19 protein-coding genes are annotated in these 15963 nt (G+C 68.6%); 10 read left to right on the top strand and 9 right to left on the bottom strand.

Features of this window, described 5'->3' with window-relative positions; all coding sequences use genetic code 11:
- Positions 1-32: 32 nt before the first annotated feature.
- The 4 genes from V6S67_RS09540 to V6S67_RS09555 form a co-directional block, all read right to left on the bottom strand.
- A complete protein-coding gene (locus tag V6S67_RS09540) occupies positions 33-323 on the bottom strand; it encodes an FmdB family zinc ribbon protein (protein WP_334210025.1) in 291 nt (96 codons plus the stop codon).
- 312 nt (positions 324-635) lie between these two features.
- Positions 636-1301, bottom strand: a complete 666-nt coding sequence (locus V6S67_RS09545) for a GAP family protein (RefSeq protein WP_334210026.1) — start codon at positions 1299-1301, stop codon at positions 636-638.
- Positions 1298-1804: a TetR/AcrR family transcriptional regulator gene (locus V6S67_RS09550; protein WP_334210027.1), complete on the bottom strand. Its 507-nt coding sequence runs from the start codon at positions 1802-1804 to the stop codon at positions 1298-1300. The genes V6S67_RS09545 and V6S67_RS09550 overlap by 4 nt, the downstream gene beginning before the upstream one ends.
- Positions 1805-1896: 92 nt before the next feature.
- Entirely contained in the window at positions 1897-2466 is a 570-nt protein-coding gene (locus V6S67_RS09555) for a DapH/DapD/GlmU-related protein (protein WP_334210028.1), read from the bottom strand.
- Positions 2467-2640: 174 nt separating this feature from the next.
- On the opposite strand from V6S67_RS09555, the gene V6S67_RS09560 reads away from it, so the two are divergent.
- Positions 2641-3387 carry a formylglycine-generating enzyme family protein gene (locus V6S67_RS09560; RefSeq protein WP_334210029.1) on the top strand — a complete coding sequence of 249 codons (747 nt, stop codon included), beginning with the start codon at positions 2641-2643 and terminating at the stop codon, positions 3385-3387.
- On the opposite strand, the gene V6S67_RS09565 is transcribed toward V6S67_RS09560, so the two are convergent.
- Entirely contained in the window at positions 3361-4344 is a 984-nt protein-coding gene (locus V6S67_RS09565; RefSeq protein ID WP_334210030.1) for a LysR family transcriptional regulator, read from the bottom strand. The two genes, V6S67_RS09560 and V6S67_RS09565, sit on opposite strands and share 27 nt — an antisense overlap.
- A gap of 159 nt (positions 4345-4503) precedes the next feature.
- Here V6S67_RS09565 and V6S67_RS09570 point away from each other — a divergent pair, with 159 nt between their 5' ends.
- The 5 genes from V6S67_RS09570 to V6S67_RS09590 all read left to right on the top strand — a co-directional run bounded on the left by V6S67_RS09570 (position 4504) and on the right by V6S67_RS09590 (position 7949).
- The gene (locus V6S67_RS09570) at positions 4504-5427 is read left to right on the top strand and encodes a DMT family transporter (RefSeq protein WP_334210031.1); all 924 of its coding nucleotides are present in this window, start codon (positions 4504-4506) and stop codon (positions 5425-5427) included.
- A gap of 152 nt (positions 5428-5579) precedes the next feature.
- Complete coding sequence (locus tag V6S67_RS09575; protein WP_334210032.1) at positions 5580-6422, top strand: GAF and ANTAR domain-containing protein; 843 nt, start codon at positions 5580-5582, stop codon at positions 6420-6422.
- Positions 6419-6751, top strand: a complete 333-nt coding sequence (locus tag V6S67_RS09580; RefSeq protein WP_334210033.1) for a hypothetical protein — start codon at positions 6419-6421, stop codon at positions 6749-6751. The genes V6S67_RS09575 and V6S67_RS09580 overlap by 4 nt, the downstream gene beginning before the upstream one ends.
- On the top strand, positions 6745-6981 hold the full coding sequence (locus V6S67_RS09585) for a helix-turn-helix transcriptional regulator (RefSeq protein WP_334210034.1): 237 nt from the start codon (positions 6745-6747) through the stop codon (positions 6979-6981). Before V6S67_RS09580 ends, V6S67_RS09585 begins: the two co-directional genes overlap by 7 nt.
- Complete coding sequence (locus tag V6S67_RS09590) at positions 6978-7949, top strand: NAD(P)-dependent alcohol dehydrogenase (protein WP_334210035.1); 972 nt, start codon at positions 6978-6980, stop codon at positions 7947-7949. The genes V6S67_RS09585 and V6S67_RS09590 overlap by 4 nt, the downstream gene beginning before the upstream one ends.
- A gap of 321 nt (positions 7950-8270) precedes the next feature.
- Here V6S67_RS09590 and V6S67_RS09595 read toward each other — a convergent pair whose 3' ends face one another.
- The 3 genes from V6S67_RS09595 to V6S67_RS09605 all read right to left on the bottom strand — a co-directional run bounded on the left by V6S67_RS09595 (position 8271) and on the right by V6S67_RS09605 (position 11130).
- A complete protein-coding gene (locus V6S67_RS09595; protein WP_334210036.1) occupies positions 8271-9002 on the bottom strand; it encodes a DinB family protein in 732 nt (243 codons plus the stop codon).
- Positions 9003-9107: 105 nt separating this feature from the next.
- Positions 9108-10289, bottom strand: coding sequence for an FAD-dependent oxidoreductase (locus V6S67_RS09600; RefSeq protein WP_334210037.1), 1182 nt, complete (start codon positions 10287-10289; stop codon positions 9108-9110).
- 211 nt (positions 10290-10500) lie between these two features.
- Complete coding sequence (locus V6S67_RS09605) at positions 10501-11130, bottom strand: isochorismatase family protein (RefSeq protein WP_334210038.1); 630 nt, start codon at positions 11128-11130, stop codon at positions 10501-10503.
- 180 nt (positions 11131-11310) lie between these two features.
- Between V6S67_RS09605 and V6S67_RS09610 the strand changes: the two genes are divergently transcribed.
- Positions 11311-11907: a CGNR zinc finger domain-containing protein gene (locus V6S67_RS09610; RefSeq protein ID WP_334210039.1), complete on the top strand. Its 597-nt coding sequence runs from the start codon at positions 11311-11313 to the stop codon at positions 11905-11907.
- 19 nt (positions 11908-11926) lie between these two features.
- Here V6S67_RS09610 and V6S67_RS09615 read toward each other — a convergent pair whose 3' ends face one another.
- Positions 11927-12475, bottom strand: a complete 549-nt coding sequence (locus V6S67_RS09615; RefSeq protein WP_334210040.1) for a TIGR03086 family metal-binding protein — start codon at positions 12473-12475, stop codon at positions 11927-11929.
- A 37-nt stretch (positions 12476-12512) separates the two neighbouring features.
- Between V6S67_RS09615 and V6S67_RS09620 the strand changes: the two genes are divergently transcribed.
- The 3 genes from V6S67_RS09620 (at position 12513) to V6S67_RS09630 (ending at position 15896) form a co-directional block, all read left to right on the top strand.
- Positions 12513-13400, top strand: coding sequence for a helix-turn-helix domain-containing protein (locus V6S67_RS09620; RefSeq protein WP_334210041.1), 888 nt, complete (start codon positions 12513-12515; stop codon positions 13398-13400).
- 263 nt (positions 13401-13663) lie between these two features.
- Entirely contained in the window at positions 13664-14350 is a 687-nt protein-coding gene (locus tag V6S67_RS09625; protein WP_334210042.1) for an ABC transporter ATP-binding protein, read from the top strand.
- Between the two features lie 121 nt (positions 14351-14471).
- Positions 14472-15896, top strand: coding sequence for a DUF6297 family protein (locus V6S67_RS09630; RefSeq protein WP_334210043.1), 1425 nt, complete (start codon positions 14472-14474; stop codon positions 15894-15896).
- The last annotated feature ends 67 nt before the right edge of the window (positions 15897-15963 follow it).

Here is a 15963-nt window from a genome sequence, read left to right on the forward strand (position 1 = left end):
ATCTCCTTCGATGAGTGTCGCCGTGCCGGGAACTAGGGCCGCGGCAGTTTCCTATGGAGCGGGTTGGACGAGGAGAGCGGGGCCTTGCGCGGGTCCGCTGTCGGAAGCGGCCCGGAGACGACCTGCGGTTCCGCTGCGCTCCGGCTGGTCGCATCGAGCAATCGGAACGCTGCAGTTCCCGTCCTGGCGAGGTGAGGAGCGGTGAAGCGTCGCACGGCAGGCCCCCCGCAGGTGGGGCAGGTATCCACTCCCTGTGCTGCGCCCATGGCGCGGACGACGTCGAACACATCGCACCGGGGACAGCGATACTCGTAGATCGGCATTCGGAGGACCTTTCTTCCCGATGAGCGATGAGCACGCGGGCGAGAACGCCGGGATCGTGCCGGTGGGATGGGCGACGAAGAGGGTGAACCAGCTGACGCCGACGTACAACAGGCCAACACTGCTCATGGTCGCTCCATCGCGAGACGAAGAGTGGAAAGTGATACGGGAAGGCTGTCTCCGGCTGCAGCTGATGGCGGTGCGGGAACAGTGGTCGGGATCACCGGCGTTCGGTTGTGTCGGCGAGCCTAGCCCCGGGCATTTTCGCTGTCAACGATGCCGCCCGGAACCTCTGACCGGGACAGGGCCGGGGCTCACGGCCACAGGGCGATGGTCAGGACCGCTGCGGCGAGCAGGAACAGGGCGACCGCCATCGGGACGGAGCGCTTGACGGTTCCCGTGGAGAAACGGTCGGACACCTTCTGCAGGCGAGCCCTCACGTTGTCGCCGTGGGTCATCCCCAGGACGAGCAGGATCAGGCACGGCAGGCAGTACACGAGCGCGTAGGCGGCGAGCACCATCAGCCCGATCGGTATGCCGACGTCCGCGTCGACCATCCGCTCGATCGCGATGAAGTACGGGAACGCGTTCGGCAGATCGGCTCCGGTCACGAGCACCCCGAGGGGAAACGCAGTCCACACGCCGAACCAGGCCGGCAGCGCCACGCCCTTCCTCTGCCGGTCCGTGAAACGGCGGACACCAGCGACGGCGAGGGCGACGGCGGCAATCAGGAAGACGCCGCGACGCAGCCAGATCAGTCCTTCACCGACGGCGTCGGCCGCGGCGCTGGCTCCGAGGAGGATCGCCGTGCCCAGCACGAAGACCGTGCTCATCGCCCCCAGGACGAAGGTCAGGGCCGAGCCGACCGGGCGACGCCTGACGGTGAGGAGGATGAGCGTGATGACGACGATCGTGGCCGGGTTCAGGGAGTCAGCGAGGGCGAGTCCGGTGATCCCGGCGAGCAGGGCGCCGCTGATCATGTGCCGGACCTGCGGTCGAGCCACTGCAGGATCGCGTCGATATCGTGCTCGGCATCGTCCGCGAGGGTGTTGAGCAGGAGCCCGTCGCCCAGGAGGCGGACAACCGTCGCTGTCACCGGATCACCCGTCTCGGCCGCGAAAAGCCGCTCCCACCGTTCGGTGGACTCCGCCGCCTGCTGCAGCAGGGTGTCCGTCAGGGAGGCGTGGTCCGTCAGGATGATCGACATCGCGCGGTAGAGGGCCGCTTCCTCACGGGATGCCGACAGCCGCAACCACGTCTCGACGGCCGTTCCCTGGGCGGCCGCCGTGTCCAGGGCGTCATCCATGTCCAGGATCGCCTCCCGGGCGATGCCCTCGACGAGGGCGGCCCGGGACGTGAAGTGGTGCATCATCCCGCCCTTGGAGACACCGGCGGCCCGGGCGATGACGTCCATCGAGGGGACCACGCCGGCTTCGATCGTCAGGTTCCGGGCGGTCTGCAGGATCGTGTCTCTGGTGCTCATGGAGCAACCGTACCCACAGAACAGACCGACTGGTCGGTCTTTCCGTACTCACGGCCCGATTGGGGGCGAACTCCCAGCTTCGAGGGTCGCCGTCAACCGGTCACGGATCGCACCACCCGTGCGGGCGAGCCCACGACCACCGCGTTCTCCGGCACGTCCTTCGTCACGACGGCGGCGGCTGCGATGACAGCGTTGGCCCCGATGGTGACGCCCGGGAGGATCGTCGCATTCGAGCCGACCCACACATTGGGACCGATGACGATCGGGGACGGCTTCATGTCGGCGCGCCTCGTGGGGTCGAGGTCGTGATTGAGGGTCGCCATGACCACGTTGTGCCCGATCAGGCAGTCGTCGCCGATGACCACCCCGCCCTGGTCCTGCAGCTTGCAGCCGGCGTTGATGAAGATCCGCTGTCCCAGGGCGATGTTCTTGCCGAAGTCGGAGTAGAACGGTGGGAAGACCGTCACGGACTCGTCGACCGGCTTCCCCAGGAGTTGGGACATCAGGTACCGCACGCGCGCCGGTTCCTGGTAGCCACTGTTCAGTTCGCCCGTGATGCGCAGGGCTTCCTGGCTCACACCGTGCATGACCCGGTGCAGGGGCGAGTCCCCCGTGATGGTCTCACCGGCATTCAGGGCGGTCAGTAGATCGCTGAGTTCCACGATGTTCTCCTCGGAAGGTCATGGTGCTGACGTCGTGCACACCGTGAGGTGAGGAGCTCTCGCTCCCCTGCCCGGCGGTCCATACCGACCACGCTACGTCCTGCCCGGAAGCACGAAGAGCGTGACCGGGTGTCGGCCTGCCGTGTTGTCGTGCTTCGGTGGGAGCATGGCGGAGTGGCTGCCCCCGATCTACGTCCGCTGCCGGCAGGCGAGGTGGAGTTGCATGACGCGCGACGCCGGCGCAGGTGGTCGGTGCGACTCGAACCGTACGAGATCGGGGCCTTCCCCGTCACCGAGGCCGAGTACAGGCACGTGATGGGCGGTGCCGGGTCGGGGTTGGGCTCGCCCGTCGTGGACCTGAGCTGGCTGGACGCGGTCACGTTCTGCAACGCGGCCTCGATCCAGGCCGGGCTCCCGCCCGCCTACGTGCTCGATGCGGGCTCTGTGACATGGCGGACCGGAGCTTCCGGGTACCGGCTGCCGACGGAGGCCGAGTGGGAGTATGCCTGCCGTGCCGGCACGCAGGGGCCGCACTACCAGTGCCTCGAGCTCAGTGCGTGGACGGCCGACGACGAGGTGGACCGGCCGCAGCCCGTGGGGTCGAAGCAGGCCAACGCGTTCGGGCTGTACGACACCCTCGGCAACGTCTGGGAGTGGTGTTGGGATCTGCTCGACCCGGCGCGCTACGGGGACTACCGGGTCTTCCGCGGAGGTGGATTCGCGGATGAACGGTGGAGTGTCCGCGCGTCGACCCGGCGGGGCGGAGCGCCGGGGATGAGCCATCCCGACGTCGGCCTGCGGCTGGCGAGGGGCGCGTTCGATACAGGTCAGGCAGCACAGGGCTGGTCGGCCACGACCGATGCCGAGCGAGGAGCCATCAGCGGTGCGTTGCCGTCAGGCTGGACCCCCCGACGGTCCTGACCCGGCCGAGCACGGCCGGGTGTCGTGCAATCCTCCAGCGTCCGCCGTCGGCACTCGCCCCTCGGCAGGGGCGGCGTTGTGCTGGAGCGTGGACACCACTGTCCGGACGGCAGCGCGATGGAGGGCTTCGGGACGGCAGAGGATGTCGACATGCCTGGCCAGCGGTAGGTCGTGAAGCGGCTTCAGGACGACGCCGCTGCCGGAGGGTGGCGACGCCGTGTGGCGGGGCATCAGCGCGACACCCGAACCGGCGGAGACGATCGCGGCCGCGATGAAGAACTCGTTGATCCGGTGTGTGACGTTGAGTGGTCCGCCCGCGTGAACGGCGACGGCATCCAGGGCGGAGGCGAGCGGGAATCCGTCCTGGACGGATACCCAGTTCTCATCGAGAAGGTCCTGGACCGCGACACTCGGAGCTCCGGCGAGCCGGTGCCGATCCGACATGGCGACGTCCAGGGGCTCGCGGACCAGCGGGAGGACCCTGACCGTCCCGGGCCAGGGCCTGCTGTGCTGGAGCCGGTGTGCAATCACCAGGTCGTAGTCGGCCGTCAGGGCCGGGAAACCGTCCTGTTCCACGTCGCGGTCATGCAGGACCAGCGCGGGGCTCCCTGCGCCGGAGAGCGCCTGCAGGAGAGGACCGAACCAGGTCAGGCCGGCACTGTTGAAGGCCGAGACGCTCACCGTGGCAGCGGGGTCCTGCACGTACCGGCTGACGGCCTGCTCCGCGGCACCTATGGCGACACCGATATCGACCGCCGCGGAGGCCAGGGCCTGGCCGGCCCCGGTCAGGACGAGGTTCCTTCCCCGGCGTTCGGTGAGGGGAACCTCGACCCTGCGCTGCAGCGCGGTGAGTTGTTGCGACACCGCCGAGGCGGAGACGTGGAGGGACCGAGCAACAGCAGCGAGGCTCCCCCGGTCACCCAGCTCGCGGAGAAGCCGCAACTGATGAAGATCCATAAGGCAACTCTAAACTGATGCTTCACGAAGTGCCCTCTCGTCTTACCCGTATCCGGCCTGCAGACTCGGGGAATGCCTTCGTCCCTGCTGTCTTGCCTTCCAGCAACCTCTCCGATCGCCCTCAGAAAGACCCTTCTCGCGCTTCTTGCCGCGCGCAGGGTGGATCTGCTCCTTCTGCTGGTCGCCCTGGTCTGGGGCAGCAGCTACCTGGCGGCGAAGACCCTCACGGATACCGTCGGAGTCACGGTGATCCTCTCGCTGCGCTTCCTGATCACCACGGTGATGCTGCTGGGGATCTGGCTGCTGTGGAACCGTCGCAGGCCCGCGCGCCGGGAAACACTCGTCGGCGTCGCCCTCGGCTTCACCCAGGCGGCAGTGCTGATCCTCGAGACGCACGGGATCGCCGGTACCAGTGCCACGAATGCGGGACTGGTCATCAGCCTGGTCATCGTGTTCACCCCCGTCACCGAGAGCATCGCCTTCCGCGTGCGATTGCCGCGCCTGGTGTTCGTCGCCGGCGTGATCGCGGTCGTCGGCGTCTGCCTGCTGGTCTCCGGTGAAGGATTCGCCGCGCCGACCCTCGGAGACCTGCTCGTGCTTGCGGCAGCCTGCGTGCGCGCCATCCACGTCACCGCGGTCTCCGCCCTGACACGGGGGTACGGCTACAGTGCCCTGACCCTGACCCTGATCCAGAGTGCGCTGTGCGCCGTCGTCTACACGCTCGCCGATCACCGGGGCGTCCTGCGGGCGATGCAGAGCTTCGATGCGGATGAATGGATCGGCGTGCTCTACCTCGGACTGGCGTGCAGCGTGTTCGCGTTCCTCGTCCAGACCTGGGCCATCCAGCAGACCTCGGCGGCCCGGGCCGGCCTCCTCATGGGGACCGAACCCATCTGGGCGGTCCTGATCGGGCTGACCGTCGGACGGGAGACGCTCGGGTTCCTCGGCATCCTCGGAGCAGTACTCATCATCACCGGCACCTATGTCGGGCTCCGCGCCGAGACGCACCACCGGGCATCACCCACATCCGACCCGGCAGCAACGCCGAAGGGCCGCCCGGCCCCGTCGGTGACGTCGGACTGATGCCGGTTCGATGTCTGCGTGGAGAACGCGGGTAGAGTTGCGGCAATGTCGTTAAGCAGTAGCGGCGAAGCAGGCCCGGGCGGTAATGCGCCGGTTCTGCTCCAGCATCGTGCACGGGCTCCGTGCACGCAACGACGGAGGTGGCATCCCTGATGACATCGAACAATGAAGCCTCCTTCGATCCCGCGCAGGCCCCATCCCGTACCCGTCACGAGCACCCTGCGCAGCAACGGTGGCAGGGCCGTGATGCCGGTACTCCCGTGGTCGAGACGGCGACCGTCCTCCAGGACCTGGTGCTCGACAGCGCCGATGTGAAGGAATTCCTGACCGGGCTCGCGACCCTCGCCGCCACGCGCCTCTCGGGCGCCGAGGACCGCGAGGACCCGGGTCACGCCATCGCGTGCGGCGTGACGCTGCTGCGACCCCGCAAGCACGGCACCGTCGCCAGTAGCAGCCCGACGGCCCGCTCCATGGACGAACTCCAGTACGGATTCGGTGACGGCCCCTGCCTGAGGGCGGCACGCACCCGGACGACGGTGTACGTCGAGGATGTGCTGTCCGACACCCGGTGGACGGACTACTTCCAGGCGGTCCTGGCTCACGGCGTGCGATCCATCCTCGCCGTGCCGATCCTCCTCGACGGTGAAGCGTCCGCGGCCCTGAACTTCTACGCCCCCGCCGCAGATGCCTTCGGCACGGGAAGCATCGATGATGCGCAGCAGTTCGCCTGGGAGGCTTCGCAGGGCCTGCGGCTCGCGGTGCGGGTCGCGCATCTGACCGACGCCGGCCAGAACCTCACGACGGCGATGCAGTCCCGTACCACCATCGATCTGGCCGTCGGCATCATCATGGGGCAGAACAGATCCAGCCAGGAACAGGCCATGACGATCCTGAAAGCCGCTTCCAGCGCCCGGAACATGAAGCTGCGCGATGTCGCCGCCGCCGTCGTACGGTCCGTCAACGCCAAGGAGCCCACGACGCACTTCGACGAGTGATGCCGACGGCAGCGCCGATCATGCTCTGGACCATCGGCGGCGGAATCCTTGCCGGGATCGCGATCAACATCCTCGTCGGCATCGTCTCCGGCATGTTCCGCCGGGATGCCGGACGGGTCGACCAGCGGGACCGGAAGATCGCGCGATTCGGGGACCAGGTCGGCCAGTCGTTCGTCGTCCTCGGGGCTGTCTCGGCGCTGGTGCTCGCGCTGCTCGAGGCGGACTCCTTCTGGATCGCGAATGTCATCTACCTGGGGTTCGTGCTCTCCGCCATCCTCGGATCGACGGCCAAGGTCCTCGGGTACCGGCGGGGGTTGCCGGAATGGTGAGGCCCACCCGCGTGCGCAACAGGATCCGCGCCCTGCGCGCGACATCCGGCGAGATGACGCAGGCCGAACTCGCCGACCGGATCGGGGTCACCCGCCAGACCGTGGTCGCCATCGAGCAGGGCCGCTACTCCCCCACCCTCGAGCTCGCTTTCCAGATCGCGCAGGTCTTCGGTGTCGGACTCGATGCCGTCTTCCACTACCCGGACACCGACGAAGGAGCATCTACATGAGGGCGATCGTGCAGGACCGGTACGGAGACACGGAGGTGCTGCGCCTCGAAGAGGTCGAGCGGCCGGAGCCCGGACGCGAGCAGGTCCTCATCCGCGTCCGGGCGGCGGGCGTCGATCCCGGCGTGTGGCACGTCATGGCGGGCCGGCCCCTCGGCGTACGGCCCGCCTTCGGCATCCGGGGACCGCGACAGCGCACCCGCGGAACAGATGTCGCGGGCATCGTCGAAGCGGTCGGCCCCGGGGTCACCCGGTTCGCGCCGGGCGACGAGGTCTTCGGCGTCGCAGCCGGCAGCTTCGCAGACTTCACGCTCGCCTCGTCGGAGAAAGGGCTGGCACCGAAGCCCGCCGGGGTGAGCTTCGCCGAGGCGGCGGTCATCCCGATCTCCGGCTGCACCGCGCTCCAGGGTCTCCGCGCCGGCGGCCTGGCAGCAGGCACGCGGGTGCTCGTGCTGGGCGCTTCCGGCGGCGTCGGATCGTTCGCGGTACAGCTGGCGAAGGTGGTGGGCGCCCACGTCACCGGAGTCGCGAGCGCGGACAAGCTCGACCTCGTCAGTGACCTCGGCGCTGACGAGGTGCTGGATTACACCCGGCAGGATCCGGTGGACGGCACACGCCGCTACGATCTCATCCTCGACACCGGCGGCAACCGCCCGCTGCGGGAGCTGCGGCGGGCCCTCACTGCCGAGGGATCCCTCGTCATCGTCGGGGGCGAGGGCGGCCGCGGACTGCTGGGCGGCTTCGAACGGGCGATGCTCGCCGCGCCGGCCCTGTCGCTTGTCACTCGGCAGAGACTCCGGGGCCTCATGGCGGTCACGCGCCACGACGACCTCGTCACGCTGACCGAGTGGGTCGAGGCGAGCCGGGTTCGCGCGCCGCTCGACCGCACCTTCCCCCTCGGGGAGGCTGCGGACGCCATCCGCTACCTGCATGCAGGAAAGGTACGGGGCAAGATCGCCATCACGATCTGAGGCCTCGACCCGACGCGCAGCTGCACCGCGGGCGTCGCCTGGTGCACCAGCACAACCACCTGCCTCATCGACCGCCGCACGCAGCGTTGATCGTCACGGCCCGTCCAGCGGTGAGTCGATGCCTGCTCCGCAATCAGCACGCCGGCAAGGACGGTGAGCGGCCGTGGTCCTCCTGGCTGATCGCGCAGGACACGATCGCCTTCCTCGAGGGGCAGATCTCCGGCCCGGTCTTCCCCGTCGGATGCCGCGAGGCGACACACTCCGCGGAACCGACCGGGGGTTCGGTCACGGGGCGTCGAACCCCGTCCGCGTGCCATCAACTCATCGAAGACGAGCGAGATCCCGCCGGACATAGCGCAGGTGCGCCCACTCCTCCTCCAGGATCACGCGGATGCAGTCACCGACACTGGGACGCCAGTCGTCGCCACCCCACGGGTCCGCGCGTTCCTCGGCGAGCACCTCCGGTGAGACGGCGGCCAGGAAGTCCGTCACCTGCAGTTGCCGCTCGGCTCGCACCTCGAGGATCTCCTCGTAGGTCGGTGTCTCCACGCGGAAGACCGACATGTCGAAGCCCATCTCCCCCGCTCCCGTGAAGGGCTGCCCGATCTCGTGGAAGGGCTGCTCCAGCCGGAGGATCCCACCACGGAGCCACGCATCGGTTGCCAGAACGAGGTGCCGCAGGGTCTGGGCCAAGGACCACTCGTCCTCCACATGGGCGTCCACCAGGTCCGGCGGCGTACTCGTCACCGTCTCCTGCCACGCGGTCTGCACGGCGCCCCACCCCTCCCGTAGGCCTTCAGGCGTCTGTGCCTTCTGCAGTTCGCGACCCGGGAACTGCCGGTTGAGTTCGGCGTCCACGAACGGCACCACGTCGACGCCGTTGACGAGAAGGCTGCCGAAGAACAGGTCGTGGCTGTCGACGTCGAGCCGGTCGACGTCGACACCGCGCATCACCATGCCGCTGACATCGGAGAATCGGAGGGTGGCGCCCTTGAAGCTCGCTCTGACGAAGGCCGCGCCCTCGAACTCCTTCGTACCGGAATAGGTCGTCATGGTCCCAGTATCACCGGCGTCGGCGACAGTTCGGGGAAGCTGCGCGGTCCGAGGGCAACGGCTTCCTCGACGCCGATGCGACCGGCGCGTGCGACGGGAGCGTCCTCAGGCCGGGGCTCTCCAGGCGAGGACCGACGCTCCTGCCTTCATCGCTGATCCGGCGGGCACCACTCTCATCAGGGTGTTGCGGACGGCGATGCTGATCCTGCTGTCGAGACCGGCTCCGACCCGGCCGGCGCTTCGTGATTGTCGGGCTATCTTTTGGGTGCGGGGGCGCCGAAGCGCGTCGAACGTGCTCAGTGCGGCTTGCAGGGCCACTCCCCCGTTGACGGGTCGCCCGATCAGCAGTCCGATGCATGCGCCGTCCTCCAGTGAGGAGTTCGCGCCCTGCCCCATGGTGGGGACCATGGCGTGTGCTGCGTCGCCGATGAGCACCACCCGTCCGACGACGTACGTCCTGAGATCAGGGGCAAGGTCGTAGACGTCGTGGCGTATGACCTGGTCGCCCGGGGTGCGGTCGATGAGAGGCAGGACGGGGTCTGCCCAGGTCCGGAAATGATGCAGAGCGGCGGCCTTCTCGTCGGGCCAGCGATGCCCCTCCTCCGAGGAGGTGTAGCCGTACCAGTACACCTGGGCAGCCCCCACGCGTATGGCCCCGAACTCCGTTCCCGGCCCCCACATGATGGTGACGTCCTCGGTGACGAGCGCCGAGTCGGCGACGATTCCCCGCCACGACGACTTGCCACTGAACCGAGGCGCCGTGGCGGGAGCAACCAGGCTCCTGACAGTGCTGCGAAGGCCGTCGGCACCGATGACGAGGTCGGCATCGTAGGACACGGCACCCTTCGCGCTCACACAGTCCACTCGGGCCCTGGCTCCGTTCGCCGCACCGGGGGTGACGCTGACGACGCGGGTGCCTGTCACCAGCACAGCCCCGTGAGCCGCGGCGAGCAGCACCCCGTGGAGGTCCTGTCGGTGGATCCCGTGGATCTCCTGGCCCGAGCCCGATGGACCGGCGGGTGGAACACGCAACAACCATGAGCCGTGTTCGTCGGTGGTACCGGTCATCCGTACCCGATGACCAGCAGTGCGGGCAGCGGCGTCGGCGCCGAGGGCGGCCAGAGCCGACATCCCATTGGGTGTGATCGCCAGGCCTGCACCGACCTCCGTGAAGGCACTCGCCCGCTCGAGCACGGTCACCGCCCAGCCCTCCTGAAGGAGCGAAGCCGCTGCAGCGAGACCCGCTATGCCCCCGCCCACAACGACTGCATGGTGCTCGACCGTCATGACAACACCCTTTCGACTGCTCCGGTGCCCGAGCCTACGCCGAACAGGCACTGATCGATCGCCGGCGTCGAGAGGTGACCGGACCGTTCGTGCGTGGGCGCGTCGGGTCTGGTGCGCCCACGGCCCTGCTACGAGCGGGGCAGTAGCTGCGCGTCCGGTGACCGGTACGAGGACTGCTCCTGGTGTCCGACGGCGACGTGCGCTCGGGTTTCTAGGGGTTGCTGCGGCCGTGAGCAGCGGAGGTGACGAGGTCGCTCTTGGTCGGTGCAGCGCCTGTGCGTAGCGCCGCGGCCCAGGTTGCGGTGTCGGTGACGGCTGCCCAGTTCGAGTGCAGGAGGGCCATGAGCGTTTCGTGGACCTGGCGCGCGGGTGCGGTACCGGCGTCGTTGGCGAGATCGATCGCTCCCGTTGCGTCGGAGAGGACTTCGACGCTGAAGCCGAGGGGCTCGGCGGCTGCAGCGGAGGCGATCACACAGTTGTTGGTCATGTAGCCGACGAGGGTGATCGTGTCGATGTCCTGTTCGCGCAACCAGGCTTCGAGGCCCGTGTCCGCGAAGATACTGGAGAACTGCTTGCTGATGCGCTTGGTTGCGGAGCTTTCGTGGGCGGCTACCGTCGGGTGGTTCTGCCAGGTCGACGACCCGGAGGCGAACACGGGTGCTCCTGGCGGGAGTTCGTGCTGGACGAGCACTACGGGTGTGTCGGTCTGCCGGGCCGCGTCGATCGCCGCACCGATGCCTGCCATCGAGTCCTCGCGGACGGGGTGCTGGATAGGGAGGAGTCCATCGAAGTACTCCTGCTGGGCGTCGATGACGATGAGGGCTCGGCGTGGTGCGGTCATGGGGATCTCCTTCTGGAGGGGTGATCGGGAGCAGGCGGGCGACCAGGGACTGTGGGAACGACGGCGCCCCGGCTGGACGACCCCGCCCCACAACAGCTCCTCACGGAAGAACGGGATATTTGGCGTGATGCGAGCGTAGCACCTGTCTCACGGATAAGTGTCCCTGATAACATGAGAACCATGTCCGAATCACTGCTGGCCGCCGCGCCGGGGGCACAGGATCACCCGAGCCTCGCCCTGGTCAACAGCGCAGGCGACGTGGCGGGCGGCAGGGGTCACGACGAGATGAGCACCCCGAGGGCCGCCACGGCCTGGCTGATGGCCCGCGACCTCGTCGGGCCGGAGGCCGTGCTGCACGAGCAGTGCCACGGCCGGCTCGTGGCGCTGCGCTCGGATCTGCGCGAGCTCTTCACCGCCCACATCACCGGGGACGTGCCCTCGACGTCCTCGGTGCACGCTCTGAACTCCGCCCTGACCTGCGTCCCCGGCGCCCTGCTCCTGCGGTTCGATCCCCAGGCAGGATTCAGCCGCCGTGCCGATCATCCCGTCACCCAGGTCGTGGAACACGTCATGGCCTTGATCGCCGACGATGCGGCCTCGCTGCTCAGTGGCGAGCAGGCCTCGCAGCTCGCGTCCTGCGAAGCAGACTCCTGCCGGCGGTTCTTCGTTCGCACCCACGCACGACGGCAGTGGTGCTCGACCCGGTGCGGCGACCGGGTGCGCGCCGCGCGTGCCTACTCACGCAGACGATCGGGCTCCAGCGCGCAGACCGTGTGAAGCAGCCGTGCACGGCCGATCACGAGGCGATGCGGCCGAGCCGGCCCAGGAGCCGGGTCTGCCGGTCGGCATCCTCGGGAACAGGTACAGCGGGTCCGCAGATACCGTCCATGTGCAGCGCGCTCCCGAAGCTGTCCGCGCCCGCCTCGACGCGTTGCAGCTCGTCGGTGGTGAGACCCGCCGCCCCTCCTGTGGCACGCGCGATGTCCCAGCGGTGGACGAGCATGTCCCACACATAGAACTGCTCCAGGGTTGCTCCGACGGTGGTGGGCCCGAAGAAACCCTCGTACGCAGCATCGACGACGTCGTCGCGGCCGACCAGGATGCGCACCCGATCTGCGTGCTCTCCGAATCCGGCGGCAGGATCGGTCAGGTCGGGGGCAGGCCCGAGGTCGTGCCCGTGGTCCGTCAGCAGGTTCCGCTGCGTGTCGATCATGTGCGCGACGACGTCACGCGCGGTCCATCCCGGGCAGGGGGAAGGATTGGCCCATGCGTCGGGCGGAACAGCGCCGAGAAGGAGGGAAAGGGGGCGGAGGGAGGCCTCGTAGGCGAGTGAGGTGGAGTTCACGTGCTCAATGGTGTTGGGTGCGGCATTCTGGGTCTTGATGGAACCCGACACAGCACCGCGTGCTCTGCACGAGATCGAACGAGCGCACCTCAAGGCTCCCGACGACACATCGCACGTGATGTACCGGTATCCGGCCCCGGCGGAACTGTCCGGCCTGGTGCAGCGATTCTGGATTCCGGTGTGGGCCGTTCCTGAGGGCGAACAGTCCGTCCAGCAGGTCCTGCAGTACCCGGTGTCGTTGATCGTCGTCGCATCGGATTACGCCCGTTTCTACGGTGTCTCGACCGGACTGTCGCGAACCGTGCTCGACGGCAACGGGTGGGCCGCCGGCGTCATGTGCACGCCGGCCGCCGGCTCGCTCATCGCCCGTGGTTCGATGGCCCGCTTCACGGACAGGCACGTCGACGTCTGCGACGTCCTCGGCCAGGCGGGCACCGACCTGACCACCCGTGTCCGGGCAGCGATGCTCGACGACCCGCATCTCCCCGGCGCGCACCAGGCCGTGAGGAACGCGTTCAGTGATGCCCTCCGGCCTCTGCTGCCCGTCGACCCGGAGGGTGAACTCGTCGACCGCGTCGTGGCACTCGTCGAGGAACGCCCCGACGTGCTCACGGTCGCCCAGCTGTGCGCCGAAATGAAGCTGCCCGAACGCGCCCTGCAGCGCCTGATCCACCGACGACTCGGGTTGACCCCGAAATGGCTCATCCAGCGACGTCGCCTCCAGGAAGCCGCGGAGCGACTGCGCACCACGGAGGGAACCCTGGCCGGGACCGCGGCGATGCTGGGCTACGCCGATCAGGCCCACTTCACCCGTGATTTCTCCCGCGTCACGGGAACCACCCCGAGCAGGTTCGCCGCCGAGCACCGAACACCCGGCACCGAACGACGAGGAGCCACTCAGCGTCCTGAGACCCGATCCCTCTAGGTCCGGCTGCTCCACGGCAGCTGCTGATCGCGCCGCGCGCCCTGCCATCAGGGTCAGCCGCGATTCACCCTGCGGCTGCGGACGGGGTCGGAATCATCTTTGTCGTTGTCAGCGTGCCGTCGGCTGCGACGCTCAGGCTCCTGCAGGACGTGAAGAACCCGCGGAGGACCCGCATATCGCCCATCCGGGCCGGTCGAAGAACGGAGGAGCCGGCCCGTCGGGTGCGTGCTCTGGTCCCCGTTGGTCCCGTCTAGGGTTGAAGCATGGCTGCCGTGGGGGAAGTGCTTGAAGCTGACGATCTGCTGGTCGGGTACACCGGCACTCCTGTGTGCGGTGAGGTCTCGTTCACCATCGGTCCGGGTGAGGTCCTCGGGGTGGTGGGTTTCAACGGCGCAGGTAAGTCCACGGTCGTCCGGACCCTGGCAGGCCGTCAGGATCCGCTGGCGGGTGATGTTCGGATCCACGGTCTGCCGGTGATGCCCGACTCTCTGGCGTTCCGCCGGCAGGTGGCGGCGGTGTTCGACGAGGACGTGTTCTTTCCGTCGCTGACGGTCCGGGAGCACCTGCTCCTGGTGGCCCGCGGTCACTCGGTGGCCGCTCCTGAAGAAGCAGTGGATGCGGAACTGGACTTCTTCGGCATCAGGGACCGCGCCTTTGCGGTCCCTGATGCGCTGTCCTCCGGGCAGCGCCGGCGCCTGCTTCTGGCCGCGGGGTTCATCCGGCCGTCGTCACTGTTGTTCCTCGACGAGCCCGAGCAGCGCCTGGACCCGGTGATGCGCGACGCACTGTCGCGGCGGATCCGCGACCGTGCTGCTGCCGGGACGGCCTGCATGCTGGTCACCCACGACCCGCGGCTGCTGGTCAGTACGGCGACGTCGTGCCTGGTCATCGATGAGGTGTGCACGACGGTGGGCACGGAGCGGGGAGCGCAGATCATTGCAGGTTCCTGACCCGGTGTGGTCCCGGACGACAGCATGGTCGGCGCCGGACCGGGAGCCGGTGCGTCTGGCCCGGGACGTCGTCACCTTCACGCGGCAGGCTTCCAGGCAGTACAACAGGGCCCGCACATCAGTGCGCGATCTTTTCGTCGATGTGTACTCCAATGCGTTGGCGGCCGTATGCTCCGCGATGATGGTGGCGTCACTCGTCGTGGCGCTCCGGGACGAGATCACAGAGCGGAACGTCGGCGGAGCGAGCCTCGTGGCAGCGCACTGGCAGGTACTACCCGCCGGCATCCTGTGGATGGTTCTGACCTATCTGGCGTTGGTCGGGACCGTCCTGTTGGCTCGCAGGCTCGGGCCCGTCGTGGTGGGCCAGGCGGAAGGAGCGTGGTGGTTGCCGTTGCCGGTCGATCGGCGGCCGATGGTCCTCCCGTCGTTCCTCCGCCGGCTGGTCGGCGTCGGTCTCGCGGCCGGCACCTCCTACATGCCGTTCAGTGTCCTGACCGCGCTCGACCGGTCACCTGTGCAGCATGCGGGCTCGGCGGCCATCTTCGGCGGAGCCGCTGTCGCGGCTGTCGCCGGGGCGGCGATCCTGCAGCTCCGACCGGCTCACAGGGCGTACCGCGTCGGGATCTTCCTGGGCCTCATGCCCCTGGCAGTCCTGCCGTTCCTTGCTCTCGCGACATGGCCGCTCGTCCTGGTCTTCAGCCTCGCGGTGGCGCTCGGCGCCTACGTGGCCGCTCGCGTCGGTGACATCCATGGCATCGAGTTGCAGCGCGGCGGCGCCGTCTCAGGGCACGCTGCTGCATCCATCTTCTTCATCGACCTCAACGAGTTGCGCCGCTCCCTGGTAGCCGCACCCTCGGCGCGTGTCAGCCGCCGCGGCTCGCACTACTACGGCCGCCCTGCCCGCGGGGCCCTCGCCGCGATGCTGCGCGCCGACGTCGTGGCATACCTGCGCCTGCAGCCATCGCCCACGATCGCCCTGGTGTGGTTCGGGGTATGCGTCAGCGTCACCCTTGTCAGCCCAGCCCTTCCCGTGGTCCTCGAGCTGGCCATGATCCTCATCGCAGGCTGTGCCGCGACAGCGGGAACGGGGACCGTTGCACGACGGACGGCAGTCGTCCCCGACCTCGACACGCTCCTCCCCGTCACTACGGTTCTGGTGCGCTGCAGCCGGATGCTCATGCCCACGCTGACCATGGGTGCGTGGATGGGCGGCCTCACCGGCGTGCTGACGGTGCTGGGGGCCGGACCGCCGAGCCTCGCGCTCCTCGGCGCCCTCGCGGGTCTGGGAATGGGAGCCGGCGCTGTCCGAGCGGCCACACGTCCCGCGACGGACTGGACCACACCGCCGGTCGAGACCCCGTTCGGCTCCGTACCCAGAACCCAGCTGTCCTCGCTCCTGCGCGGAACGGACACGACAGTGCTCGCGATGGCCCCGCTCCTCCTCAGCCTCTACCTGGGCGTCGTGTACCCCTGGCTGATCCTCGCCCAGATCGTCGCCAGCGCCACCGCCGTCGTCGTGCAGGCGTCGACGCCGACCGCCCGCTGAAGGATCACCCAGCGGGAGACCCCGCGTTCTACGTGGCGGTGTTCGCGCCCGTGCTGGTCGTTCGAGT

This window comes from Arthrobacter sp. Soc17.1.1.1 (genome assembly GCF_036867195.1).
In the GTDB taxonomy this organism is placed as follows: Bacteria; Actinomycetota; Actinomycetes; order Actinomycetales; family Micrococcaceae; genus Arthrobacter_D.